This is a genomic window from Variovorax sp. 278MFTsu5.1, assembly GCF_048305045.1.
Taxonomy (GTDB): Bacteria; Pseudomonadota; Gammaproteobacteria; order Burkholderiales; family Burkholderiaceae_C; genus Variovorax; species Variovorax guangxiensis.
In genome coordinates this window covers 6,365,510-6,388,805 of record NZ_CP157622.1, presented here as the reverse complement: position 1 = coordinate 6,388,805, position 23,296 = coordinate 6,365,510, and the positions used below count along the sequence as shown (strand labels likewise).

The 23,296-nt window shown below is 67.6% G+C and carries 23 protein-coding genes; 11 read left to right on the top strand and 12 right to left on the bottom strand.

What is annotated here, in order from left to right; genetic code table 11:
- The first annotated feature begins 69 nt into the window (after window positions 1-69).
- The gene (locus tag ABL844_RS29810) at window positions 70-984 is read left to right on the top strand and encodes a LysR substrate-binding domain-containing protein (protein ID WP_418123126.1); all 915 of its coding nucleotides are present in this window, start codon (window positions 70-72) and stop codon (window positions 982-984) included.
- Between the two features lie 67 nt (window positions 985-1,051).
- Complete coding sequence (locus tag ABL844_RS29805) at window positions 1,052-1,963, top strand: ketopantoate reductase family protein (protein WP_418129876.1); 912 nt, start codon at window positions 1,052-1,054, stop codon at window positions 1,961-1,963.
- Here ABL844_RS29805 and gorA read toward each other — a convergent pair.
- Window positions 1,960-3,327: a glutathione-disulfide reductase gene (gene gorA / locus ABL844_RS29800; protein WP_418129875.1), complete on the bottom strand. Its 1,368-nt coding sequence runs from the start codon at window positions 3,325-3,327 to the stop codon at window positions 1,960-1,962. The genes ABL844_RS29805 and gorA overlap by 4 nt on opposite strands.
- A gap of 150 nt (window positions 3,328-3,477) precedes the next feature.
- On the opposite strand from gorA, the gene ABL844_RS29795 reads away from it, so the two are divergent.
- A complete protein-coding gene (locus tag ABL844_RS29795; RefSeq protein WP_418129874.1) occupies window positions 3,478-3,789 on the top strand; it encodes a zinc ribbon domain-containing protein in 312 nt (103 codons plus the stop codon).
- Between the two features lie 11 nt (window positions 3,790-3,800).
- Here the strand turns inward: ABL844_RS29795 and ABL844_RS29790 are convergent, their stop codons facing one another.
- Window positions 3,801-5,054, bottom strand: a complete 1,254-nt coding sequence (locus ABL844_RS29790) for a hypothetical protein (protein WP_418129873.1) — start codon at window positions 5,052-5,054, stop codon at window positions 3,801-3,803.
- Window positions 5,055-5,236: 182 nt separating this feature from the next.
- On the opposite strand from ABL844_RS29790, the gene ABL844_RS29785 reads away from it, so the two are divergent.
- A complete protein-coding gene (locus tag ABL844_RS29785) occupies window positions 5,237-7,285 on the top strand; it encodes a PEP/pyruvate-binding domain-containing protein (RefSeq protein WP_418129872.1) in 2,049 nt (682 codons plus the stop codon).
- 37 nt (window positions 7,286-7,322) lie between these two features.
- Here the strand turns inward: ABL844_RS29785 and ABL844_RS29780 are convergent, their stop codons facing one another.
- The 5 genes from ABL844_RS29780 to ABL844_RS29760 all read right to left on the bottom strand — a co-directional run bounded on the left by ABL844_RS29780 (window position 7,323) and on the right by ABL844_RS29760 (window position 12,435).
- On the bottom strand, window positions 7,323-7,640 hold the full coding sequence (locus tag ABL844_RS29780) for a DUF2645 family protein (RefSeq protein WP_418129871.1): 318 nt from the start codon (window positions 7,638-7,640) through the stop codon (window positions 7,323-7,325).
- A 2-nt stretch (window positions 7,641-7,642) separates the two neighbouring features.
- Window positions 7,643-8,350, bottom strand: coding sequence for a hypothetical protein (locus ABL844_RS29775; protein ID WP_418129870.1), 708 nt, complete (start codon window positions 8,348-8,350; stop codon window positions 7,643-7,645).
- Between the two features lie 273 nt (window positions 8,351-8,623).
- A complete protein-coding gene (locus ABL844_RS29770; RefSeq protein WP_418129869.1) occupies window positions 8,624-10,594 on the bottom strand; it encodes a TRAP transporter large permease in 1,971 nt (656 codons plus the stop codon).
- Complete coding sequence (locus tag ABL844_RS29765) at window positions 10,591-11,211, bottom strand: TRAP transporter small permease subunit (protein WP_418129868.1); 621 nt, start codon at window positions 11,209-11,211, stop codon at window positions 10,591-10,593. The genes ABL844_RS29770 and ABL844_RS29765 overlap by 4 nt, the downstream gene beginning before the upstream one ends.
- Before the next feature lie 108 nt (window positions 11,212-11,319).
- Window positions 11,320-12,435 (bottom strand): TRAP transporter substrate-binding protein, encoded by a 1,116-nt coding sequence (locus ABL844_RS29760; protein WP_418129867.1) that lies wholly within the window; start codon window positions 12,433-12,435, stop codon window positions 11,320-11,322.
- Between the two features lie 177 nt (window positions 12,436-12,612).
- Between ABL844_RS29760 and ABL844_RS29755 the strand changes: the two genes are divergently transcribed.
- Window positions 12,613-13,023, top strand: a complete 411-nt coding sequence (locus ABL844_RS29755) for a rhodanese-like domain-containing protein (protein ID WP_418123118.1) — start codon at window positions 12,613-12,615, stop codon at window positions 13,021-13,023.
- Between the two features lie 19 nt (window positions 13,024-13,042).
- On the opposite strand, the gene ABL844_RS29750 is transcribed toward ABL844_RS29755, so the two are convergent.
- Window positions 13,043-13,315 carry a DUF4242 domain-containing protein gene (locus tag ABL844_RS29750; protein WP_176665023.1) on the bottom strand — a complete coding sequence of 91 codons (273 nt, stop codon included), beginning with the start codon at window positions 13,313-13,315 and terminating at the stop codon, window positions 13,043-13,045.
- A 138-nt stretch (window positions 13,316-13,453) separates the two neighbouring features.
- Between ABL844_RS29750 and ABL844_RS29745 the strand changes: the two genes are divergently transcribed.
- Window positions 13,454-14,407: an AraC family transcriptional regulator gene (locus ABL844_RS29745; protein WP_418129866.1), complete on the top strand. Its 954-nt coding sequence runs from the start codon at window positions 13,454-13,456 to the stop codon at window positions 14,405-14,407.
- A gap of 13 nt (window positions 14,408-14,420) precedes the next feature.
- Here ABL844_RS29745 and lysM read toward each other — a convergent pair whose 3' ends face one another.
- On the bottom strand, window positions 14,421-14,882 hold the full coding sequence (gene lysM / locus ABL844_RS29740; protein ID WP_418129865.1) for a peptidoglycan-binding protein LysM: 462 nt from the start codon (window positions 14,880-14,882) through the stop codon (window positions 14,421-14,423).
- 134 nt (window positions 14,883-15,016) lie between these two features.
- Here lysM and ABL844_RS29735 point away from each other — a divergent pair, with 134 nt between their 5' ends.
- Window positions 15,017-15,805 (top strand): type III pantothenate kinase, encoded by a 789-nt coding sequence (locus ABL844_RS29735; RefSeq protein ID WP_418129864.1) that lies wholly within the window; start codon window positions 15,017-15,019, stop codon window positions 15,803-15,805.
- A gap of 10 nt (window positions 15,806-15,815) precedes the next feature.
- On the opposite strand, the gene ABL844_RS29730 is transcribed toward ABL844_RS29735, so the two are convergent.
- The 3 genes from ABL844_RS29730 to ABL844_RS29720 form a co-directional block, all read right to left on the bottom strand.
- Entirely contained in the window at window positions 15,816-17,147 is a 1,332-nt protein-coding gene (locus ABL844_RS29730) for a serine hydrolase domain-containing protein (protein ID WP_418129863.1), read from the bottom strand.
- A gap of 23 nt (window positions 17,148-17,170) precedes the next feature.
- Window positions 17,171-17,986 carry a crotonase/enoyl-CoA hydratase family protein gene (locus tag ABL844_RS29725; RefSeq protein WP_418129862.1) on the bottom strand — a complete coding sequence of 272 codons (816 nt, stop codon included), beginning with the start codon at window positions 17,984-17,986 and terminating at the stop codon, window positions 17,171-17,173.
- A gap of 130 nt (window positions 17,987-18,116) precedes the next feature.
- Window positions 18,117-18,965, bottom strand: coding sequence for a 3-hydroxybutyryl-CoA dehydrogenase (locus ABL844_RS29720; RefSeq protein ID WP_237676454.1), 849 nt, complete (start codon window positions 18,963-18,965; stop codon window positions 18,117-18,119).
- A gap of 176 nt (window positions 18,966-19,141) precedes the next feature.
- On the opposite strand from ABL844_RS29720, the gene purT reads away from it, so the two are divergent.
- From purT to ABL844_RS29700, 4 genes are all read left to right on the top strand, one after another.
- Window positions 19,142-20,344: a formate-dependent phosphoribosylglycinamide formyltransferase gene (purT, locus tag ABL844_RS29715; protein ID WP_418129861.1), complete on the top strand. Its 1,203-nt coding sequence runs from the start codon at window positions 19,142-19,144 to the stop codon at window positions 20,342-20,344.
- A 140-nt stretch (window positions 20,345-20,484) separates the two neighbouring features.
- Complete coding sequence (locus ABL844_RS29710) at window positions 20,485-21,426, top strand: alpha/beta hydrolase (RefSeq protein ID WP_418129860.1); 942 nt, start codon at window positions 20,485-20,487, stop codon at window positions 21,424-21,426.
- Between the two features lie 122 nt (window positions 21,427-21,548).
- Window positions 21,549-22,394 carry a helix-turn-helix domain-containing protein gene (locus ABL844_RS29705; RefSeq protein WP_184639764.1) on the top strand — a complete coding sequence of 282 codons (846 nt, stop codon included), beginning with the start codon at window positions 21,549-21,551 and terminating at the stop codon, window positions 22,392-22,394.
- A 19-nt stretch (window positions 22,395-22,413) separates the two neighbouring features.
- Entirely contained in the window at window positions 22,414-23,289 is an 876-nt protein-coding gene (locus tag ABL844_RS29700; protein WP_019657793.1) for a branched-chain amino acid ABC transporter permease, read from the top strand.
- Window positions 23,290-23,296: the final 7 nt, after the last annotated feature.

The window sequence follows — 23,296 nt, the reverse complement described above, 5'->3', positions numbered from 1 at the left end:
AAGTTGGATGACGACACTTGAGCAATCGGAAAGCGTTTTTCATGCGGCTTTCACGAAGCGAGGCCAGGCATGAAGCGCGACTGCCCCACCATCCAGGAACTGCTGGCCTTCGACGCCGTGGCGCGGCACCAGAGCATCACACTGGCCGCCGGCGCGCTGTGCATCACCGTTAGCGCGGTCAGCAAGCAGATCGCGGGGCTCGAGGCCTTCCTCGGCCGCGAGTTGCTGCAGAAGAATGGACGCGGCGTGCAGCTCACCCCGCAGGGGCGCGTGTACTGGCAGAAGATCTCCGGCGGCCTGCGCGCCATCGAGACCGCCACCTTCGAGGCCCGCTCGGGCGACGCGGGCGCTGGCCTGCTCACGCTGGCGAGCGTGCCCACCTTCCTCACCAAGTGGCTCATTCCGCGCCTGCCGGCCTTCAGCCAGAAGAGCCGGCACGTGATGCTGAGCTTCAGCCGCCACCTGGAGCCCAGCGACGGCATCCCGGCCGGCGTCGATGCAGCCATCCGCTACGGCCCTGATGGCTGGCCCGGCGTGGTGTCCGAATACATCGCGGGGCGCGAGTTCGTGCTGATCGTGGCGCGCGCGCTGGTCGAAGGGCGACACCGCATCGCGCAGCCCGCCGACATCGTCGGCCATACGCTGCTGCACCACGAGGGCGCGCCCACCGCCTGGCGCCTGTGGGCCGTGCAGCACGGCGTGCCCGAGGTGCAGACCGTGGCCGGCCCGCGCTTCGCCCAGTATTCGGCGCTGATCCAGGCGGCACTGAACGGACTGGGCATCGGCCTGGTGCCGAAGCTGCTGGTGCAGGAAGAGCTCGCCGAAGGCGCCCTGCTGAGCCCCTGCGGCACGCCGGTGAGCGTGAACCAGGGGCACTACCTCTGCTATAGGCCCGACCGCCTCGACCTGCCGGCCTTTGCGGCGTTCCGCGAATGGCTGCTCGCCGAGGGGCTGAAGTCGCGCGGCGTGGAAACTGAGGCATGAAGCGAAGCATGAAGGCGCCATCTTCGCTAGGCTTGCCCTCCATGCGGACAAGCAAGGAAACGAACCGATGAAAGTCGCAGTCATGGGAGCCGGCGCGGTCGGCTGTTACTACGGGGCGATGCTCGCGCGAGCCGGACACGAGGTGGTGCTGATAGGCCGCCCCGCGCACGTGGAAGCCGTCGACGCCAGGGGCCTGCGCCTGGAGACCAAGGCCTTCGACGAGCACGTGCGCGTTGCCGCAAGCACCGAGGCTTCGGCCGTTCAGGGCGCGGACCTCGTGCTGTTCTGCGTGAAATCGACCGACAGCGAATCTGCGGCTGAACAGATCAAGCCGCATCTCGCACCTGGCGCGCTGGTGCTCACGCTGCAGAACGGCGTGGACAACGACGAGCGCGTGCGCTCGGTGCTGCCGCCGTCGAACGAGGTGGCGGCGGCGGTCGTCTACGTCGCGACCGAAATGGCCGGGCCCGGCCACGTGAAGCACCACGGACGCGGCGAGCTGGTGATCGCCCCCTCGGGCCGCGGCGAGGAAGTGGCAAGGCACCTCGAAGCCGCCGGCGTGCCCACGCAGATTTCGTCCAATGTGCGCGGATCGCTGTGGGCCAAGCTGATCCTCAACTGCGCCTACAACGCGCTTTCCGCCGTCACGCAGCTACCCTACGGCGTGCTCGTGAAGGGCACCGGCGTGACCGACATGATCCGCGACGTGGTGGCCGAATGCCTCGCGGTTGCCAGGGCCGAGGGCGTGGAAGTGCCCGGTGACACCGACGCCGCCGTGCGCGCCATCGCGCAGACCATGCCCTCGCAGTACTCGTCCACTGCGCAGGACCTCGCGCGCGGCAAGCCCAGCGAGATCGACCACCTCAACGGCCTGATCGTGCGCCGCGGCGAGGCGCTCGGCGTGCCCACGCCGGCCAACCGCGTGCTGTTCGTGATGGTGAAGTTGCTCGAGGGCAAGCAGCAGGCGGCGCGAGCCTAGCCGGGCATCGGCTCGCGCATCGTGACGAATTCTTCGGCGGCAGTCGGGTGGATACCCACCGTGCTGTCGAAGACCGCCTTCGTCGCCCCCGCCCGCATCGCTACCGCGAAGCCCTGCACGACTTCGCCCGCATCGGCGCCCACCATGTGCAGGCCCACGACGCGGTCTGTAGCCTTGTCGACCACCAGCTTCATGAAGGTGCGCTCGCTGCGGCCCGAGAGCGTGTGGCGCAGCGACTTGAATTCGCTGGAGAACACCGTGACCTCGCCGAACTTCGCGCGCGCGTCGAGCTCGGTGTAGCCGCAGGTGCCGATGTTCGGGTGCGTGAACACGGCGGTGGGAATGAACTCGTAGTCGAGGCGGCGCTTGCCCTTGCCGAAGAGTTCGTCGACGACCACCATCGCCTCGGCCAGCGCCACCGGCGTGAGCTGCACGCGGGTGGAGACGTCGCCCACCGCGTAGATCGACGGCACCGAGCTGCGGTAGTGCGCATCGACCGCGATCGCGCCGCGCTCGTCGAGCTTCACGCCCGCCGCCTCGAGGCCCAGCCCCTGCGTGTTGGGCACGCGGCCGGTGGCGAAGAGCACGGTGTCGGCCTCGATCTGCTGGCCGCGCGCGAGCGTGACCGTAAGCCCGCCGGCGCCGCCTGTGCCGCGGGTTACCGATGCGACATCGCAGTTCAGCCGCACGTCGACGCCGGCCTTGCCCATCTCGTTGGCCAGGAACTGCCGCACGTCGTCGTCGAAGCCGGTGAGCAGGTGCGCGCGTCGGTGCAGTTGCGTGACCTTGGAGCCCAGCCCGTTGAAGATCGACGCGAACTCGCAGGCGATATAGCCGCCGCCCACCACCAGCAGGCGCTTGGGGAACGGCTCGAGGTCGAACATCGCGTCGGAGGTCACGATGTGCTCGCGGCCCTGGATGTCGGGCACGAAGGGCGTGCCGCCGGTGGCCACGAGCAGGTGGCGCGCGGTGTGGCGCTTGCCGTCGACCTCCACCGTATGCGGATCGACCAGCTGCGCCCAGCCGGTGACGAGCGTGACGCCCGCGTTCTTCAGCAGCGAGGCGTAGATGCCGTTGAGCCGCGTGATCTCCTTCGCGCGCTGCGCCTTCAGGCGCGCCCAGTCGAACTGCGGCGCCTCGGAAAGCGTCCAGCCGTAGCCCGCGGCTTCCTCGAAGGATTCGGCATAGCCGGCCGCGTAGCTGTAGAGCTTCTTGGGAATGCAGCCCACGTTGACGCAGGTACCGCCCAGATCGGCGGCCTCGGCGAGGGCGACGCGGGCACCGGTCTGCGCCGCCATGCGCGCGGCACGAACGCCGCCGCTGCCGCCGCCGATGACGAAGAGATCGAAGTCGAATGTGGGCATGGGAAAGCTTGGCTCCTTTGGCCGCTGACTGTAGCGGCGGGCCGAAGGCGGCGCTTCGGGCGGGGCTTGCTTGACTCTGGAGCTGCTTCAGGGATTCCACTGCCCGCAGGCCGCGCGGGAGTTCATCGCCACCGGCGACGCTTGCGCGGGATGCCAGCTCTCAGGGGGAAACACATGGGCATGCTCGAAAGACTCTTCGGTGGACACGGCGGGTCGCGTCATGGTGGTGGCGGCGGCCACCACGGCTCGCGCGGCGGATACGGCAACGGCGCATCGTCATCGGGCAGGGGCAGCGCATGTCCGTCATGCCGAGCCGTCAGCGCGCCTGGCGCGCGCTTCTGCCTGCAATGCGGCGGTTCGATGCAGCCGGCTGCCTGCAGTCAGTGCGGCACCGCCGTGCAGGCCGGCGCAAGGTTCTGTGCGCATTGCGGCCAGCCTGCGGAAGGTGCACCGCGCGGCTGAAGAAGCGCTGGCTACTGGCGCGAGTCCGGGGAAGTCCAGAGCCTGCGCGGATCGTCGCCGGCGGGCTGGCCCGGTTGCGGCGGCGTGCCGCGCTGCTGCTGGAGCGCACGCAACTGGGCCTGCTGCAAGGCCTGTTGCTGAGCCTGCGCCTGCTGCTGCATCTGCGCGGTGCGTTGCTGCAGCTCCTGCTGCTGGCGAAGCATCTGCTGTTGGGCCAACGCCTGTTGCTGGGCCGCGCGTTGCTGTTGCAGCTGCATCTGTGCCGCCTGCTGTTGTTGAAGCAGCTGTTGCTGCTGCAGGGCCTGCGCCTGCGCGGCGCGCTGCTGCATTTCCTGCTGCTGGCGCAGGGCCTGGCGTTGCTGCTGCTGGAGTTGCAGCTGCAACTGCTGTTGTTGCTGCTGTTGCTGCCAGCGGTCCTGTTCGGCGCGATCGCGCCATTCGCGCCGCTGGCGCCAGTCTTCCTGCCGGCGCCACTCCTGCTGCTGGCGCCAGTCCTGCTCGCGCTGCCATTCCAGCTGTTGCTGCTGGGCAGCCTGGGCGGCGCGTTGCTGCTCCGTCCACTGCGCTTGCTGCCGGGCCTGTTCGTATTCGATCTGCTGCTGTCGCGCGATCAGTGCCGCAGGCGGCACCGCCACGGCCGGCTGGGCGTAACGTACGGGGTCGTCGTACCGGCCACGCTCGGCCACCCAGGTGTCGAAACTGCCGTTCTGCGAGCGCGTGGTGCGCACGGTCGTGAGGTTCCGGCCCGACACCGTGGTCTGCTGGCGCCCGGTCAGCAGTTGCGAGATGCCGTTCTGGCCACGCAGCGTGAGGTGGCCCGAGGCAACCGCCGCCCAGGTGGTCGTCGTGTCGGCCTCGTCGACGGCGATGCGGTATTCGCCCGGCGCGCCGATCACCGCCGAGAGATTGGGCGTGTCGATGCTGATGCGCTGGCCCGGGGCCATGTCGCGCACGCTCAGCTGCAGGTTGCCCCGGCCGGCGTTGATGCGGATGGTGTCCTCGTCGATGCCGGTGAACTCCACGTAGGTTCCGCCATCGAGTCGCAGCGCGGCCGGGCCGATGTAGACCTCGGCGCGCGCGTTGCGGTCGGTCCAGATGCGGTCGCCGGCGCCGAGTTCGCGCCCGGGCCGGGCGGCGGACCAGCGATCGTCGCCGGCGGACGAGACGCTCACCGTTCCCTGCTGCAGGTTCAGGCGCCCGATGGACTGCGCGTTGGCCGCGAAGCCGGCGCACACCAGCGCCAGCCCGAGCAGCAAGCTGCGCAACGGGCGTTGAAAGGCCGAAAGGCTTGTTCTTGTGCGAGTCATGTGATTTCTCTGATCCCCGGATGTACGAATGCGATGGCGTTGTGACTAACGCGCGAGAATCCGTTGCCGCTGTCAGCGCTGCTGCGTTGCTTGGTGAAGCGCGCGTGCACTCGGCAACCGGTTGTAAGGAGGGACACCGCATGAAAAACCAGAACAACGCACGGCCCGTAGGCGCATCGTGCTTCCAAAACAATAGCGTGACTGCGTTTTGCGTCGCGGCTGCCATCGCCATGCTGGCGGCCATGCCCGCTGCTGCCCAGCTAGCCCGCAAGCCGTCGTACTACCAGCAGCAGAGCCAGCCGCAGCCCGAAGGCCCGGCCGCGCAGCTCGTTCCCCGCCCCGCGGTGCCCTCGTCGCTGCCCGCGCTGCGCAGCCAGGGCGATTTCGACCAACTCGCCCGCGTCTACGACGCCGGCACGCCGATGCAGCTCGCGCACGTGCTCTTCGTCATCGACCGGCAGGCCAAGCCGCCGCGCATGTACTACATCGACACGCCGCGCTACCAGCTGCATGTGCGCTTCCTGCGCGACACGCGGCTCGCGCCCAGCACCGTCAAGCGCGAGATCGACCGCAACTACCTCGTGCCCGACCGCCGCTTCCTGTTCGGCACGCTGAGCTGGCAGCAGAACATCGGCAGCTTCACCTACGAATTCTGGGAAGGCGACAAGCTCACCGCGCCGCTGCTGCGGCAGGCCGAGCAGCAGGTCAGGGCCAGCTTCTTCGGCCCGGTGAAGTTCAAGACCAACTCCACGCTGCACGAGCGCGTGGCGAAGGAAGCCGGCATCGACTTCGTGAGCCAGGAGGCGCTGATCCGCGAGCAGCCCTTCCTGCCGATGAACCTCGGCACCGCTACCGGCCGCGTACGCATCGTGGACGACGACGCGGGAATCAACGCGCTGCTGCCCGACGACATCGCCGTGCTGCGGCAGGTGCCCATCGGCCTGCCGCCGGTGGCGGCCGTGCTGACCGAGCGGCCCTCGACCGCGCTCTCGCACGTCAACCTGCTGGCCAAGGGCTGGGGCATTCCCAACGCCTACGTGCGCGATGCCGCCGCGGTCCTGAAGGAGCATGCCGGCCAGTGGGTGGCGCTGAAGGTCGCCAGCTCGGGCTACCAGGTGCGCCGGCTCACGCCGGAGGAGGTCGCCGCGCTGCCGCCGCGCGCGGTGCGCACCGCCGCCACGGGGGCCGTGCCCGGCAGCGCGCGCGCCATCAGGCCCGACCTGCGCGAGAACCGGCTGCTGCCGCTGGCTTCGCTGCGCGCGCGCAACAGCGCGCAGTGCGGTGTGAAGGCCGCGAACCTCGGCGCCATGCAGGCCGCGCACATCCCGGGCACCTCGGTGCCCGACGGCTTCTGCATTCCCTTCGCGCACTACGACCGCTTCATGCGCGCCAACGGCCTGGCCGATCGCATCGCGCGCATGCAGCAGCAGCCGGGCTTCGCGAGCGATCCGAAGGTGCGCCAGAAGGCGCTGGCGCAGTTGCGCGACGAGATCGTGCAATGGCCCGTCGATGCCGCCACCGCAGCCGGCTGGCGTGCGGCGTGGCAGTCGCAGCTCGGAGGCGGCGGCGTGTTCGTGCGCAGCTCGTCCAACTCCGAAGACCTGCCCGGCTTCAGCGGTGCCGGGCTGTACACCACCGTGCCCAACGTCAAGACCGGCGACGCGCTCGAAGTGGCCGTGAAGAAGGTCTGGGCCTCGGTGTTCAACCCCGAGGCCTGGGAGGCCCGCGCGGCGGCGGGCTTCGGCGCCGAATCGGTACTGATGGGCGTGTTCGTGCAAACCGCCATCGATTCGGCCAACGCCGGCGTGATGATCACCCGCGACCCCTTCGACGCCGGGCATCCGCACATCACCTACATCTCCGCCAAGCGCGGCATCGGCATCCGCGTGGTCGAGGGTCGGCGCGTCGCCGAGCAGGTGATGTACTCCAGCTGGTCCAAGGCCATCCAGGTGCTCAGCCGCTCGGCCGAAGACACCGCGCTGCAGCTCGACAAGGACGGCGGCGTGAAGGAGGTGCCGGTGGAGGCCGGCCGCAACGTGCTGACCGACGACCTCGTGGTGCGGCTGGCCAATGTGGGCGTGGCGGTCAAGCGCACCTTCAACGGCGTCGACCAGGACATCGAGTGGGCGACGGTGGGCGACAGGATCGTGCTCCTGCAGGCGCGGCCGTATGTGGAGAGGCGGCGCTGACGCCGGACCGGGGAGCCTTCGACCTGCGGCTGCCAGCTCAGCACAACGGGTAGTAAATGAAAAACCGCCATCCCCAGACAGCCAGCAAGGCAACAGCCATCCAGAGAGAGTGATGTGCTTTTTTCTTTTGGATCGACTGGATGACTGCCAAAACGAGGAGCGGAATCAAAAAGGCGAAAGAAAAAAACCTGGCGCTGATATCGTCGTCAAGCGGCAACCCGCAAAAAGTCAGGCCCTCGGATTTTGCGTTGGGCTCGTCCAGCATCCATTCATACTTGTTCATTGGCATGAGAAGCATGAAGGCGATGCAAAAAAAGGCATACGCCGATACAAATATCAAACCTGCTCTCTTCATCGTCAAAATTTATTCAGAAGCGTTAGAACGTGGTCGCGGTGCTCCAGCATCCTGCGCCCATATTCAGAAAACTGTCTGCCTTGGCTGCCAGGAGGACGTTTGATGGAATTGACAAAATCACTGAAGGCGCGCTCGATTCCTCGGTTGTAGCGAGAGCCGGCAACGATGAATTGTTCGTCCGTGAGATTTGAAGTATCGGTGCCCGGGTAGTCGTGTAGGACGAGATTTTTCAGATGCTGAGCAACGACGCTCAAATTGAAGGCATCGGTCTCGAGGCACGTGATCAAGTTCATTCGATCCGGGTACGACAGCAGCTCGACTGGAATTCCAAGTTCCTTCGAAGCAACTCGCAGTTGAATGCTCACTGCGCCAACGGATGTTTCCTCGGGCGGCTTTCCAAATTTGACAGGTCTTCCCGCTAGCGTTCGCTGCAATGTGCGTCCTTGAAATGCAGGTCTTTTTATGCCGTCGGGTTTGCCGCCCACCTCGGCCCATGCAACACAGGCGAGCAGCACAGGAGGGATTCGATGCTGCTCCGCCGCATCTTTGATACGGAATTTATTGTAAACAACCCAGCCATCTTTGTAGGCTTGTAAATACGGTCGGCCGCCGCCCATTTTCTCTGACAAGGCACGCCATTTGAAAACATCCCAACTATTCCATTTGGGGTAACTCGAATTGTCCGGCGCGCAAAACTCCCTGCCACTCATGCATCGCTCCCTTTTTGAATCCGGGCATCATAGTGAGAGCGAATATTTAATTGAGCGGCGGCCTGAGAAATTCTGCACGCTTGAATATTTATTTATTCAGGGTGCGCGGCACGCTGGGCAACATAGAACCGACCGAGCACATTCATCCCTGAAAAGCGCTCCTCTTGGGAGTTCAGGCGACTGCAAACCGCTCGGGCCGATCAAGCTCTTCATTGCCCGTACGTCGCACGACCGAGCGAGGGGAACACATGCCGCCCTCACCACGACCCGCTTCTATTTGTACAGCAGCTGCGGCAACCACAACCCGATCTGCGGCCACATGTAAAGCAGCACGATCGCCAGCACCTGGATGCCCATGAAGGGCAGCATGCCCAGGAAGATCTGGTTCAGCGTCACGTGGGGCGGGCTCACGCCCTTCAGGTAGAAGGCTGCCATCGCGACCGGCGGCGAGAGGAAGGCGGTCTGCAGGTTCAGCGCCACCAGCAGCCCGAAGAACAGCGGGTCGACGCCGAAGTTGTCGAGCAGCGGGATGAAGATGGGCATGAAGATCACGATGATCTCGGTCCACTCCAGCGGCCAGCCCAGCAGGAAGATGATGACCTGGCTCAGGATCAGGAACTCCACCTTGGTGAGGTTCATGCCGAGCACCCATTCCTCCACCAGCGCCTGCCCGCCGAGCAGCGCGAACGCGGCAGAGAAGATGGCCGAGCCGACGAAGAGCCAGCACACCATGGCCGATGTCTTGGCCGTGAGGAATACCGACTCCTTCAGCACCGCGAGGTTGAGGCGCCTGTAGGCCGCCGCCAGCAGCATGCCGCCGAGCGCGCCCATGGCGGCCGCCTCGGTGGGCGTGGCAAGACCCAGCACGATCGAGCCCAGCACCGAGAGGATCAGCAGCACCAGCGGGAAGAACGATGCCAGCAGCATCTTGAAGATCTCGAGCCGCGCGAAGCTCAGGAACAGGTAGAACAGCGTGACGATGGCGCCGAAGACGGCGAAGGTGACCCACCACCAGGTCGGTGCGGGTCGCTGCGTGGCTGCCTCCGTAGCAGCAGCGGCCGAGGGCTCTGCGGTTCCTGCGGCGGGCGCGGGGGGAACGGCCGGGGCTCCCGGCGGCTCGGACAGCGCCGCCTGGCTGGAGGCAGTGGCCGGTGCCGACGGCTGCGTATCGTCGTTGGGCGGCTCCTGCAGCCCACCTTCCTGCGGTGGTTCCTGCAACCCGCCTTCGACCGGCGGCTCCTGCAGGCCGCCGGACTCCGGCGTGCCGCTGCGCACGGCCCCGATTTCCTCGATCTCGTAGCGCGCCTGGGCTTCCACCGTCGTCACGGCCTTGTAGCTGAAGGCGGCCAGCAGCAGGAAGATCACGCCCGGCATCGCAACGATGCCGAGCTGCTTCAGCACATGCGAGAAGGGCACGCCGGCATTGCGCCGTCCCTTCAGCAGGCCTACCAGCGCATGCGCGGCGGGGCTGTCGGCCAGCCGCTGCGACAGCGGCGGCAGCGGCACGACGCGCTCCGCCTGCGAGAGCGGCGGCGCCCACTGCGGCTTGAGCCAGGCGACGATGATCACGTACAGCACATAGAGCGAAGCCAGCATCAGCCCCGGAAAGAACGCGCCCGCATAGAGCTGCACCACCGACACGCCAGCCGTCGCGCCGTAGACGATGAGCAGCACCGAAGGCGGAATCAGGATGCCCAGGCAGCCGCCCGCGGTGATCGAGCCGGCGGCCAGAGGCACGCTGTAGCCCGCGCGCAGCATGGCCGGCAATGCAAGCAGGCCCATCAGCGTGACCACCGCGCCCACGATGCCGGTGGCCGTCGCGAAGATGGTGCAGGTGACCAGCGTCGCCACCGCCAGCGCACCTGGCAGCCGTGCGAGCGCGAGGTGCAGGCTCTTGAAGAGCGACTCGATGAGGTTCGCGCGCTCCACCAGGTAGCCCATGAACACGAACAGCGGCACCGCGATGAGCACGTCGTTGGCCATGGTCTTGAAGGCCGACTGCACCATCAGGTCGAGCGTTCGGTGCCAGTCGCGGTCGTAGGCCAGCCAGGTGAAGAGCATGCCCATGCCCATCAGCGTGAACGCCGTGGGAAAGCCCAGCATGATGGCCACCACCACCAGCGAGAGCATCAGCAGGCCGAGGTGGCCGTTGGTGATGGTGGGCGCATTGGCCAGCACCGCCACCGCGCCGATCACGATCAGCGCCATGAACGAGAGGCCGAACCAGAGTTCGCGGCGGATCATCGCGCGGCCTCCTTCGAGGCGACGACGCGGTCGAGCGCGGCGATGTCCTCGTCCTTCACGTGCACCATCTCCTTGAGCTTCTCGACGTCGACTTCCTCCACGTCCTGCTCGCGCGAGGGCCAGGTGCCCTCGCGGATGCAGCGCACGCAGCGGATGATCTCCACCAGCCCCTGCAGCAGCAGCGTGAAGCCCGCCAGCGGAATGACGTACTTGAACGGGTACAGCGGCAGCGGCTCGGCCGAGAAGGTCTGCTCGCGGATGGCGAGCGATTCGCCCGCGTAGACCCATCCGGCCCAGGTCAGCGCGACGATGCCGGGCAGGAAGAAGACGATGTAGAGCACCAGGTCCACCAGCGCCTGCGTGCGCGGGCGGAAGAAGCCGTAGAGCACGTCGCCGCGCACGTGGCCGTTCTTCGAGAGTGTGTAGGCGCCCGCGGTCATGAACATGGTGCCGTACAGCATGATCTGCGCGTCCAGCACCCAGGCGTGAGGCCTGTTGAGGGCATAGCGCGAGAACACCTCCCAGCTGATCAGCAGCGTGAGCAGCAGGGCGCACCAGGCGAAGGTCTTGCCGATCCATGTGGAGAACCGGTCGACCGCCAGCAGGAAAGATTGCATCGGAACGAACTCCTCGCCGCGTCATCCGTGTCTTGCGCGGCAGCTTGGGCGCAGGCATGGGAAGAGGGCACCGCCCGGGTGCCCTCGCGTCGCATCGATCCCGTTGGCTCAGGTCTTCTTCGCCTGCCGTCCGAAGTAGTGGTTGTAGGCCATCTTGAAATCGACCCCGTAGTCGTTCTGCCACTGGCCCGCGCGCTCCGCGAAGGCGCGCTGCGAGTCGAGCACCTTCTTGAACATCGGGTTCTCGGCCGACTTCTTCTCGATGGTCTTGTCCCACGATGCGAGCTGCGCGCGCAGCACCGTGTCGGGCGTCTTGTAGAACTTGATGCCGGCCTTCTTCAGCTCCTCGTAGTCCTTCGAGTTGCGGTCGATGGCCTTCCAGCTCATCTCGGCGCTCGCGGCCTGCGTGGCGTATTCGATGATGGACTTGAGCTCCGCCGGCAGCGCCTTGAGCTTGCCGCCGTTGAACAGCACCTCGAACTGCTCGCCGCTCTGGTGGAAGCTCTGCAGCATGCAGTTCTTGGCGACGTCGGGAAAGCCCAGCACGCGGTCGCTGGAGGCGTTGTTGAACTCGGCCGCGTCGATCAGTCCGCGGTCCAGCGCGGGCACGATCTCGCCGCCGGGCAGTGGGTTCACGGCCGCGCCCATGTCGGTGAACACGTCCACCGCGAGGCCCACGGTGCGGAACTTCAGGCCCTTCATGTCCTCGGCCTTGGCCACCGGTTTCTTGAACCAGCCCAGCGGCTGCGTGGGCATGGGGCCGTAGAGGTACGAGACCACGTCGAGGTTCAGGCCCTTGTAGATCTCCTCCATCAGCGCCTTGCCGCCGCCGTAGGTGTGCCAGGCCAGCACCATGTTGGCGTCCATGCCGTAGCCCGGGCCGGAGCCCCACAGCGCGAGCGCCGAGTTCTTGCCGTACCAGTACGCGACCACGCCGTGGCCGCCGTCGAGCGTGCCCTTGGCCACCGCGTCGAGCAGCTGAAAGGCGGGCACCACCGAGCCGGCGGGCAGCACCTCGATCTTCAGGCGGCTGCCCGCCATGTCGTTGACCTTCTTCGCGTAGTCCTGCGCGTACTCGTGGAAGATGTCCTTCGCGGGCCAGGTGCTCTGGAAGCGCAGGGTGGTGGTCTGGGCCATGCTGACCATCGGCACGGACATGGCGCCGGCGGCCACGGCCGCGCCCTTGAGCAGCCCGCGGCGGCGGGGCATCTTGCTGTCTGTCATTTGTCTCTCTCCAAACGGTTCTGAGTTGGGAAAACCCAGGCTGTCCGTCTTGGAGTTATGGTTCGACAGGCCCAAGGCGCCATCTTTGGCGCGCGGGAGCACTCGACAAACAGGGTTTTCACGAACCGGAGAAAAATTCCGGGCCATGAAAACCCGCATCCCAAGGACACGAGAGAAATGACCGAACCCATCGAGAACAAGGGCTACGCCGGCGACGTGACGCCCGAGCAGGCCGCCCAATGGACCGCCAGCGGCGAAGCCGTGCTGGTCGACGTGCGCACCGACGCCGAGCGCGAATGGGTAGGCTACGTGCCCGGCGCCGTGCCGCTGGCATGGAAGCAATGGCCCGGCATGGCGCTGAACCCGGCCTTCGACGAAGGCATCCGTGCCGCGGCTGAAGGCGGAAAGAAGGTGGTGCTGCTGTGCCGCAGCGGCGTGCGCTCCATCGCAGCGGCCAAGCGCGCGACAGAGCTGGGCGTGGAGGCCTACAACATCCTCGAAGGCTTCGAGGGCAACCCGGACGAGAACGGCCACCGCGGGCTGACGGGCGGCTGGCGCAAGCGCGGGTTGCCGTGGCGGCAGAACTGACGGGGAAGGGCCGATCGTCTCACTCGGCCGTGGCCGGGTCGATCACGCTGTAGACCCGGTCCACGCGATTGGCCGGGAAGCCGCCGAGTTCCGCGTGCCGGCGCACCAGTTCGGCGTCGGTGGCCTGGTAGACGCAGTAGACCCGGTCGTCGGTCACGTAGCTGTGGATCCACTGGATGTCCGTGCCCATGCTGCTGAGCACGCCGCAGGACTTCTGCGAGATGGCCTTCAGGTCCGACGGGGTGAGCTTGCCGGCGCCGGGGATGTCTCGCTCGATGACGAATTTGGGCATGGTGGTACTCCTGTCTGGCTGTCAGAATCGGTCGAAGGCGACCGGTACCTATGGTGCCGGGGCGAAGCCGCCGCGTCTTGCCCGTCTCGCCTGAGTTATTGACCGAAACCCCGCCCTCGCTTGCCCCGGGAGGTGACCATGGATGTCTTGTCGGACGTGCTGCGGACCATCCGCCTGGAAGGCGCGCTGTTCCTGAACGGGGACATGTATGCACCCTGGTGTTTCGAGGTACCCAAGGGTAGGGACATCGCGCAGCTGCTCAGGCCTGGCGCGCAGCGGATGGCGATCTGTCACCTGGTGCTGCAGGGCGAATGCTGGGCGCAGGTCGATGGCGGCGAACCGATCCGCGCGCATGCGGGCGAAGTGATCGCCGCGCTGCACGGCGACTCCCACGTGCTGGGCAGCGGCCTGCACCATGCGGCGGTGGACATGTCGCATGTGGTGAGCCCGCGGGCACCCGAGCTGGAGCGCGTGCGCTATGGCGGCGAGGGCGATCGCACCTTGCTGGTGTGCAGCTGGTTCGCGTACGAGGGCGATGCGCCCGATCCCGTCATGGCGAACATTCCGCGCCTGTTCACCACGCCGCTGCGAAGCAGGCCGGCGGGCCCGTGGATCGAGCAGTCCGTCAACTTCGTGTTGGGCGATGCAGCTTCACGATCACCGGGTTCGGAGCTGGTCGCCGCCAAGGTGGCGGAGGTGCTGTTCGCCGAAGTGCTGCGCGGCTACATCGAATCCATGCCCGCCAACAACCCGGGCTGGCTGGCGGGCCTGCGAGACCCTCACGTGAGCCGCTGTCTGGCGCTGATGCATGCCGAGCCCGCGCGCAACTGGACGGTCGACGCGCTGGCGCACGAGACGCACACCTCGCGCAGCGTGCTGGCCGACCGCTTCGCCGAGCTGGTGGGCGTGCCGCCCATGCACTATCTCGCGCGCTGGCGAATGATCCTGGCCGCAGGCATGCTGCGCAGGGACCAATGCAACCTGGCGCGCATCGCCGAAGGCGTGGGCTACGAGTCGGAGGCCGCCTTCAACCGCGCGTTCAAGCGCGAGTACGGCGTGTCGCCAGGGGCTTGGCGGCACAACGGGGCCTAGCCCCGCGTCCTTTTCAGAGCGCCGGGATGCGCAGCTTCTGCCCCGGATAGATCTTGTCCGGATGCGTCAGCATCGGCTTGTTGGCTTCGAAGATCACGTTGTACTTGTTGGCGTCGCCGTAGTACTTCTTCGAGATGGCCGAGAGCGTGTCGCCGCGCACCACGTCGTGGTACTGGGCGGGCGGCGCGGGCGGGGCCACGAGGTTGTTCTCCACGCTGGTCACGTTCGCCACGTTGCCGGCGGCGAGCGAGGCCTTCTCGCTGGCTTCCTGCGACGGCGCCTGGCCCGCGAGGGTGACCACGCCGGTGGCGGCGGTGTAGGTCACTTCCAGTCCCGTGAGGCCGAGGTTCTGCGTCTCGATGTAGGTCTTGATGGCGGCGGCAGCGGCCTGGTTGGCGTCGGGCGTGGCGGCCTGGGCCGACGAGCCGCCGAACAGCTTCTCACCAGCCTCCTTGATGAAACTGAGCAATCCCATGGTTCTCTCCTTGTGCGGTGGTGGGTGGAACCCGCCAATGTAGAGGCGGAAGCCGGCGCGCCTGCGTAGGCCCATGCCGCGTGTGTCAACGACGTGCCAGCCGGAATAACAACAAAGTCGCAATAATCCCGCGCATGTCATCCCCCTTCCTCGCCATCGACATCGGCAACACCCGCCTCAAGTGGGCGCTCTACGACTCGGCCCGCCCCGGCGCCGCGTTGCAGGCGCAGGGTGCCGAATTCCTCGACCACATCGAACGGCTGGCCGACGGCCCGTGGGCCGACCTGCCTTCGCCCGGCTCCATGCTGGGCTGCGTGGTGGCCGGCGACGCGGTCAGGCGCCGGGCCGAGGAGCAGATCGTCGAGCGCTTCGACTGCACGCCGCGCTGGGTGATGTCGAGCGCGGGCGAGGCCGGCATCGTCAACGGCTACGACCACCCCACGCGCCTGGGCGCCGACCGCTTCGTGGCGATGATCGGCGCGCGCCACCGCATGCTGGCCGCCGCGAAGCCGGGGCAGGCGCCGCGGCCGATGGTGGTGGTGCTGATCGGCACGGCCGTGACGGTCGAGGCCATCGACGCCGACGGCAAGTTCCTCGGCGGCCTGATCCTGCCGGGCCACGGCATCATGCTGCGCGCGCTCGAATCGGGCACTGCGGGCCTGCACGTGCCCACCGGCGAGGTGCGCGAGTTCCCCACCAACACCAGCGACGCGCTGACCAGCGGCGGCACCTACGCCATCGCGGGCGCTGTGGAGCGCATGGTGCAGCACGTGCGCTCGCACTGCGGCGCGGAGCCGGCCTGCTACATGACCGGCGGCGCGGGCTGGAAGATGGCGCCCGTGATGAACGGTCACTTCGAGCTGGTCGAGAGCCTCATCATGGACGGGCTCCTGGTCATCGCCCGCGAGCGGGCGTCCAACTGAAAAGACTCGGTCAGGGGCGCATCAGCGCTTCTGCCATCGCCTGGAAGGCCGGCAGCGTGAGCGGATCGTTCGCGCCGTTGGCCGCCACCGGGTGCGCCGCATAGCGCACGATCACCATCTCGGCCTTCGGGTCCACGTAGATGCTCTGGCCGTGGATGCCGCGCGCCATGTAGGCGCCGTGCGGGTTGTGCGACACCCACCACATGTCGCGGTACGACCAGCCCTTGAGCAGCGGATAACCGGCCTTCACGAACTTGGCCGGATCGCCGCCGCGCTGGATGTCTTCCACCACCGCCTTCGGAATCGCCTGCTGCCCGTTGGAGGCACGCCCGCCGTTGCGCATGGTCTCGCCGAAGCGGGCCAGGTCGCGCAGCACGGTGTTGAGGCCGCCGCCACCGGATTCGGTGCCGATGCGGTCGACCATGAAATACGCATCCTGCTCGGCGCCGATGCGGCGCCAGATCTTCTCGCTCAGCAGGTCGGCCAGCGACTGGTTGCTGGCGCGGCGAACGATCCAGGCCAGCACCTCGGCGTTGACCGTCTTGTAGGCGAAGCCGTCACCATGCTCGCCTTCCTTCTTCAGCGTGACGAGGAATTCGTAGAACGACTTCGGGCCCGTGTAGTTCGCGCCCTGCGTGAGCATGCCGCCGGCGCGGGCGTAGTCCCAGATCTCGGCCTTGGGGTCGGCATAGTTCTCGGAGTAGTGCACGCCCACGGTCATGTCCATCACCTGGCGCACGGTGGCGTCGCCGTAGGCGCTGTCCTTGAGTTCGGGGATGTACTTGGTGACCGGCGCGGCCGGGTCCAGCTTGCCCTCGTCCGCGAGGATGGCCGCCAGCGTGCCCACGAAGGACTTGGTGACCGACATCGCGATGTGCGGGCGCTCGGGCGTGAGCGCGCCGAAGTACTTCTCGTAGACCACCTTGCCGCGGTGCATCACCAGGATGCCGTCGGTGTAGGTGCCGGAGATCATCTGGGCGAAGTTCAGCGTCTGCTCGCCGCCCAGGGGCTTGAAGGTGACGGCCTCGATGTCGAAGCGGGCAGGCGCCGAAGGCAGCGGGCTGGCCGCGCCGCTGCCGCGCCATACGTTGGCCGTGGGCACTGTCTCGCGCACGTGCGAGAAGCTCCAGCGCGTGCGCGGAAACACGCCGCCGGCCGGGTTGTCGAAGGTGATGAGCTTGTCTGGCGGGGGCGGGAAGCCCTTCATCCAGCCCATGGCGTCGACCGAGGTGGCGGCAGGATCGGGCAGCGCGGGAGGCGTGGGCGTCTGTGCGGAAGTGGTGTTCACGGCGAGCAGGGTGAATGCGGCGGCGAGCGCCGTGCGTGCTGGAGAAAGAGGCATGTCGTTGTTCTCGATGAAAGGGATCAACGGCCGCTGAAGCGTGCCGGGCGGCGTTCGATGAAGGAGCGCACGCCCTCGGCGGCGTCCTCGCTGTTCGACAGGCGCTTCTGCGTCTCGATGAATTCCGACACGGCGGCCAGCGGGCCCTGCTCCACGGCCTTGATCACGTTCAGCCGCGTGGCCACCACCGCCAGCGGCGCCTGCGCCGCGATGCGCTGCGCGATGGCCAGCGCCGCGTCGAGCTCCTGGCCGGTCGGCACCACCTTCTGCACGAAGTTCAGGCGCAAGGCCTCGGCGCTGTCGAACTCGTCGGCCGTGAGCAGGTGCAGCATCGCGTTGCCCACGCCCGCGCGCTCGGCCATACGCAGCGTGGCGCCGCCCGTGGCCATGATGCCGCGCTGCACTTCCATCTGAGAGAAGCGGCAATTGTCGGCCGCCACCACGATGTCGGCGCCAAGCATCAGCTCGATGCCGACCGTGAAGCAGATGCCCTTGACCGCCACCACCATCGGCTTGGTGCGGCGGCGGTAGTCGGGCAGGCCGAAGTCGTGCGGCTCCACCAGCCCGGCGGGAATCGCCTTCTCGCCGCGCTTCATGTACTCGGTGACCGCGGGCAGGTCCAGGCCCGCCGTGAAGTGGTCGCCGAAGGCATGCAGCACGCCCACGCGCAGCTCGGGGTCGTCGTCGAGCCGGGTGTAGGCCTCGGCCAGCTGCCTGAACATCGGCGGCGTCCAGCCGTTGCGCTTGGCCGGGCGGTTGATGCCGATCAGCAGCACGTGGCCGAGCACCTGGGTGTCGATGCAGCCTTCTGCCGGCGGGGTGGTGGGCGTGGCGGTCATGTGAGCGGTCTCCTTTTCTTATCTTTTCAAGGAACACCGCGGAACCGGCTTTGCCGGGCCGCTGGTGTTGCCCCCGGTAGGGGGTTGGCGAAGCGACACGAAGTGCGCGAAGACTGGGGGCGAGCCAGTGTCAGTAGGTGTAGACGCCGCGGCCGGTCTTGCGGCCGAGCTGGCCGGCGGCCACCATTTCCTTCAGCAGCGGGCAGGGGCGGTACTTGGAATCGCCGAATTGCTCCAGGTACACCTCCATCACGGCCAGGCACACGTCCAGGCCGATCATGTCGGCCAGCGCCAGCGGGCCGATGGGCTGGTTGCAGCCCAGCTTCATGCCGGCGTCGATGTCTTCCGCCGTGGCGATGCCCTCGGACAGCACGAAGAAGGCCTCGTTGATCATCGGCACCAGAATGCGGTTGACCACGAAGCCCGGCGCGTTTTTCACCGTGATCGGCGACTTGCCCAGGCGTTCGGCCAGTTCCTTCACCGTGTCGTGCGTGGCGTCGCTCGTGAGGTAGCCGCGGATCAGCTCCACCAGCGCCATCATCGGCACCGGGTTGAAGAAGTGCATGCCGATGAAGCGGTCGGCGCGCGAGGTGGCGGCGGCCAGCTGGGTGATCGAGATCGAGGAAGTATTCGAGGCGATGATGACCTCGGGCGCCAGCATCTCGTCGACCTGCTTGAGGATCTTGAGCTTGAGCGCGTGGTTCTCGGTGGCGGCCTCGATGACCAGCTGGGCGCTCTTCAGGTCTTCGTAGTTCGTCGAGCCCTGGATGAGCGCCAGCGCGGCGGTCTTCTGCTCGGCGGTGAGCTTTTCCTTCTTGATCAGGCGGTCGAGGCTGCCCGACACCGTGGCCAGGCCCTTGTCGACCGCCGCCTGGGCGATGTCGACCATCACCACCTTCACGCCGGCCACCGCGCAGGCCTGCGCGATGCCGTTGCCCATCGTTCCGGCGCCGATGATGCCTACAGTCTGGATAGCCATGAGAGAACTCCTTGGAGAAAGCAAAAAGAAAAGGGGCGCGCGCGGCGGGCGCCACGGCGAAAGACATCGATTGTGAAGCAGCACCGCGCCCGCGCCGTTCCCGCGTGCGACACCGGAGGCTGCGGGTGGCTTACAGTCCTGCGGTTGCTTTTTCCAGCCTTTTTCGACTCCCGACCATGACCACCCTCGGCACCCCCCTTTCTCCCTCCGCAACCCGCGTGATGCTCCTGGGCTCCGGCGAACTCGGCAAGGAGGTGCTGATCGCCCTGCAGCGCCTCGGCGTCGAGACCATCGCCGTCGACCGCTACGAGAACGCCCCCGGCCAGCAGGTGGCGCACCATGCACGAACCATCACCATGAGCGATCCGGCGCAGCTGAAGGCGCTGATCGAGGCCGAGAAGCCCGCGCTGGTGGTGCCCGAGATCGAGGCCATCGCCACGCCCATGCTGCAGGAGCTCGAAGAAGCCGGCACCGTGCGCGTGATTCCCACGGCCCGCGCCGCCCGCCTGACCATGGACCGCGAGGGCATCCGCCGCCTGGCCGCCGAGACGCTGGGCGTGCCCACCAGCCCCTACAAGTTCTGCGATTCGCTGGCCGAGCTGCAGGCCGCCATCGACGCAGGCATCGGCTACCCCTGCATCGTCAAGCCGGTGATGAGCAGCTCCGGCAAGGGCCAGAGCAAGATCGACGGCCCCGCTGACGTGCAGAAGGCCTGGGACTACGCCATGGCCGGAGGGCGGGTCAGTCATGGCCGCGTGATCGTCGAGGGCTTCATCGACTTCGACTACGAGATCACCCTGCTCACCGTGCGTGCCAAGGACGCCACCGGCGGCGTGCAGACGCAGTTCTGCGACCCCATCGGCCACGTGCAGGTCAGCGGCGACTACGTGGAAAGCTGGCAGCCCCACCCCATGGCGCCCGCCGCGCTCGCGAAGGCGCAGCAGATCGCGCAGGCCGTGACGGCCGACCTGGGCGGCCAGGGCCTCTTCGGCGTGGAGCTCTTCGTGAAGGGCGACGAGGTCTGGTTCAGCGAAGTCAGCCCGCGCCCGCACGACACCGGCATGGTCACCATGGCCACCCAGTGGCAGAACGAGTTCGAGCTGCACGCGCGCGCCATCCTCGGCCTGCCGGTGGACACCTCGCTCAAGAGCCCGGGCGCCAGCGCGGTGATCTACGGCGGCGTGGACGCCGCCGGCATCGCCTTCGACGGCGTGGCCGATGCTCTGCGGGTGCCGGGCAGCGACATCCGCCTGTTCGGCAAGCCCGAGAGCTTCATCAAGCGCCGCATGGGCGTGGCGCTGGTGCATGCGGCCGACACCGACACCGCCCGCAAGCTGGCCAAGGAAGCGGCCTCCCTGGTCAAGCCGCGCAAGGCGTAGCCAGTTTCCGCAAGCCGCGCCGCAAGGGCGCGGGCATGGTGCGGGGGCTGCCGGGCCCAGTCGGGTGCGGGTGCGTGCGGATACCGCGGGCGCCCGATGCCTCCCACACTGGACGCTCGCAACGATCCACCGGAGACACCATGCTGCACCCCCAGGCGCGCGCCCTGCTGGACTTCATCGAGGCGCGCGGCATTCCGCCGACGCACACCCTGTCGCCCGCCGATGCGCGGGCCTTCTATCGCGAGCGCCGCACCACCACGCAGCCGCTGCCGCCGGAGGTGGCCGAGGTGCGCGACCTCGCCGCCGACGGGCCGCACGGCACCATCCCGGTGCGCCTGTACCGTCCGATGGGCTCCGGCGTGGGGCCTTTGCCGGTGCTGGTGTACTACCACGGCGGCGGCTGGGTCATCGGCGACCTCGACACGCACGACGTGCTGTGCCGCCAGCTGGCCAATGGCGCTGGCTGCGCGGTGGTCGCGGTCGACTACCGCATGGGTCCCGAGCACCGCTTTCCCGCCGCCGTCGACGACGTGCTGGCCGCCACCCGCTGGGTGCGCCGCGAGGCCGCCGCGCTGGGGCTCGATGCGAGCCGGCTCGCGGTGGGCGGCGACAGCGCGGGCGGCAATCTCGCGGCGGTGGTGTCGATCGCCGCGCGCGACGCGGGCGACCTGCCCGTCGTCTACCAGCTGCTGATCTACCCGGCCACCGACATGCGGCGCGGCCACGCATCGCACCAGGCCAACGGGCAGGGCTACCTGCTGACGGCAGACACCATCCGCTACTTCCACGACCACTACATCACCGACCCGAAGCACGATCTCGACTGGCGCGCTTCGCCGCTGCTGCACCCCGATCTTTCGAAGCTGCCGCCCGCGCTGGTGCTCACCGCCGGCTACGACCCGCTGCGCGACGAAGGCGCCGCGTATGCCGAAGCGCTCACGGCCGCCGGCAACAGCGCGGTCTACGTGTGCTTCGAGCGCCAGATCCACGGCTTCGTGCCGATGGGCAAGGTGCTCGACGAAGCCAATGCAGCGGTCGCGCTGTGCGCCGCAGAACTGCGCCGCGCGTTCGCGGCGGCATAGGGGAAAGTCCCCGCGCAAATCGGCGCAAACCCATATCGCGCAGGCGGCCCGCGCCGCTACGATCCAGCCAACAAAGGACGCCGCCACGAAGCGGCAGTCCACCGATGCAGGAGACAAGCACCATGCAGCGAACGAGGACGACGCCGCCGCCCGCGCGCGGTGCCGAGAGGCAAGGCGAACGCCTGATGTGGCTCACGCCGCATCGCGTGTTCTACGCCGGTTTGCTCGGTGCGGCTGCCGAGCGCACGATGGGCGGGCACGGCGTGTACGTGTCGCCCGCTGGCGCGCCGCCCACGCGCATCCGCATCGGCGGCGGGGCCTGGATGAGCGGCGAGTTCATCGTGGTGCCGCCGCACGTGCCGCACGAGGTGGAGACCGCGCATCCGCTGATCTTCAATCTGCTGATCGAGTCGGAATCGGTCGACCCCGCGCGCATGCCGGCTTTCCTGCAGCACTGCGGCCCGGTGGAGGCGCCGGCCTTCGTGCAGCGCGTGCGCGATGCCCATGCGAACCTGCTCGCGGCCTCGGCGCGCGGCATGAACTTCGAGGGCTTCGACTTCGACACCATGTTCTTCGGCGAGCCGCTCGCGCAGCGCGCGCTCGACGCGCGCATCCGCAAGGTGGCCGACGCCATCAACGCCGACCCGGCCTCGCCGGCCTCCGCGGAGGAGTGGGCGGCTTCGGTGCACCTGTCGTTCTCGCGTTTCCTGCACCTGTTCAAGCAGGAGACCGGCATGGCCTTCCGCGCCTTCCGGGCCTGGAAGCGCGCGCGCAGCCTGCTGCGCTACGTGCGCCAGAGCAGCACGCTGACCGACATCGCGCTCGACACCGGCTACCCCGACTCCACGCACTTCAGCCATTCGATCCGCCAGGTCTACGGCCTCAAGCCCAGCGACATCGTGGCCGGCTCGCGCCGCCTCGTGCTGCACGACGCGGCCGGCGGCAGCGGCGGCTTCACCCGGCAATGAACGCGGCGGAACAGAGTCCATGCAGATTCTCCAGCTGCTGCTGTCGGGCATTGCGCAAGGCTGCATCTACGGCCTGATCGCGCTGGGCTTCGTGCTCATCTACAAGGCCACCGAGACGGTGAGCTTCGCGCAGGGCGACCTGATGATGCTCGGTGCCTTCGGCGCGTTCGCGGGCATGTCGCTGTTCGGCATGCCGTTCTGGCTCGCGGCCATCCTCGCGGTGGTGGCGATGGCGGCCTTCGGCGTGCTGCTGGAACTGGTGGTGATACGGCCCATCCTCGGGCAGCCGCAGTTTTCCATCGTGATGCTGACCATCGGCATCGCCTACGTGGCGCGCGGGCTGGTCACCATGGTGCCGGGCATCGGCACCGAGACGCACACGCTGGCCGTGCCCTACAAGGACCAGATCTGGAAGCTGGGCGAGCTGGTGGTGAACCTGGAGCAGTTCGTGATCATCGTGGCCACCGCCATCCTGTGCGGCCTGCTGTTCGCGATGTTCCGCTACAGCAAGCTGGGCATCGCGATGCAGGCCTCGTCGCAGAACCAGCTCGCGGCCTACTACATGGGCATTCCGGTGAAGCGGCTCAACGGGCTGGTGTGGGGCCTTGCGGCGGCGGTGGCGGCCATCGCGGGCATGCTGCTGGCGCCCATCACCTTCGTGCACGCGAACATGGGCTTCATCGGGCTGAAGGCCTTTCCGGCGGCGGTGGTGGGGGGCTTCGGCAGCCTGCCGGGCGCGATCGTCGGCGGGCTGGTGATCGGCATCGTCGAGTCGTTCGCGGGCTTCTACCTGCCCGACGGCTTCAAGGACACGGCGCCGTACATCGTGGTGCTGCTGATGCTGATGATCAAGCCGAACGGCCTGTTCGGCGAAAAGCTGCGCAAGAAGGTCTGAACATCCC

Coding starts and splice junctions, on each gene's coding strand:
- ABL844_RS29780 (WP_418129871.1), bottom strand. CDS start 7,640: ATGAAGAGAGCAGGTTTGATATTTGTATCGGCGTATGCCTTTTTTTGC.
- ABL844_RS29785 (WP_418129872.1), top strand. CDS start 5,237: ATGAAAAACCAGAACAACGCACGGCCCGTAGGCGCATCGTGCTTCCAA.
- ABL844_RS29775 (WP_418129870.1), bottom strand. CDS start 8,350: ATGAGTGGCAGGGAGTTTTGCGCGCCGGACAATTCGAGTTACCCCAAA.
- ABL844_RS29710 (WP_418129860.1), top strand. CDS start 20,485: ATGCTGCACCCCCAGGCGCGCGCCCTGCTGGACTTCATCGAGGCGCGC.
- ABL844_RS29805 (WP_418129876.1), top strand. CDS start 1,052: ATGAAAGTCGCAGTCATGGGAGCCGGCGCGGTCGGCTGTTACTACGGG.
- ABL844_RS29725 (WP_418129862.1), bottom strand. CDS start 17,986: ATGACCGCCACGCCCACCACCCCGCCGGCAGAAGGCTGCATCGACACC.
- ABL844_RS29755 (WP_418123118.1), top strand. CDS start 12,613: ATGACCGAACCCATCGAGAACAAGGGCTACGCCGGCGACGTGACGCCC.
- ABL844_RS29760 (WP_418129867.1), bottom strand. CDS start 12,435: ATGACAGACAGCAAGATGCCCCGCCGCCGCGGGCTGCTCAAGGGCGCG.
- ABL844_RS29735 (WP_418129864.1), top strand. CDS start 15,017: ATGTCATCCCCCTTCCTCGCCATCGACATCGGCAACACCCGCCTCAAG.
- ABL844_RS29750 (WP_176665023.1), bottom strand. CDS start 13,315: ATGCCCAAATTCGTCATCGAGCGAGACATCCCCGGCGCCGGCAAGCTC.
- ABL844_RS29700 (WP_019657793.1), top strand. CDS start 22,414: ATGCAGATTCTCCAGCTGCTGCTGTCGGGCATTGCGCAAGGCTGCATC.
- ABL844_RS29765 (WP_418129868.1), bottom strand. CDS start 11,211: ATGCAATCTTTCCTGCTGGCGGTCGACCGGTTCTCCACATGGATCGGC.
- ABL844_RS29795 (WP_418129874.1), top strand. CDS start 3,478: ATGCCAGCTCTCAGGGGGAAACACATGGGCATGCTCGAAAGACTCTTC.
- gorA (WP_418129875.1), bottom strand. CDS start 3,327: ATGCCCACATTCGACTTCGATCTCTTCGTCATCGGCGGCGGCAGCGGC.
- ABL844_RS29705 (WP_184639764.1), top strand. CDS start 21,549: ATGCAGCGAACGAGGACGACGCCGCCGCCCGCGCGCGGTGCCGAGAGG.
- ABL844_RS29745 (WP_418129866.1), top strand. CDS start 13,454: ATGGATGTCTTGTCGGACGTGCTGCGGACCATCCGCCTGGAAGGCGCG.
- ABL844_RS29720 (WP_237676454.1), bottom strand. CDS start 18,965: ATGGCTATCCAGACTGTAGGCATCATCGGCGCCGGAACGATGGGCAAC.
- purT (WP_418129861.1), top strand. CDS start 19,142: ATGACCACCCTCGGCACCCCCCTTTCTCCCTCCGCAACCCGCGTGATG.
- lysM (WP_418129865.1), bottom strand. CDS start 14,882: ATGGGATTGCTCAGTTTCATCAAGGAGGCTGGTGAGAAGCTGTTCGGC.
- ABL844_RS29810 (WP_418123126.1), top strand. CDS start 70: ATGAAGCGCGACTGCCCCACCATCCAGGAACTGCTGGCCTTCGACGCC.
- ABL844_RS29730 (WP_418129863.1), bottom strand. CDS start 17,147: ATGCCTCTTTCTCCAGCACGCACGGCGCTCGCCGCCGCATTCACCCTG.
- ABL844_RS29770 (WP_418129869.1), bottom strand. CDS start 10,594: ATGATCCGCCGCGAACTCTGGTTCGGCCTCTCGTTCATGGCGCTGATC.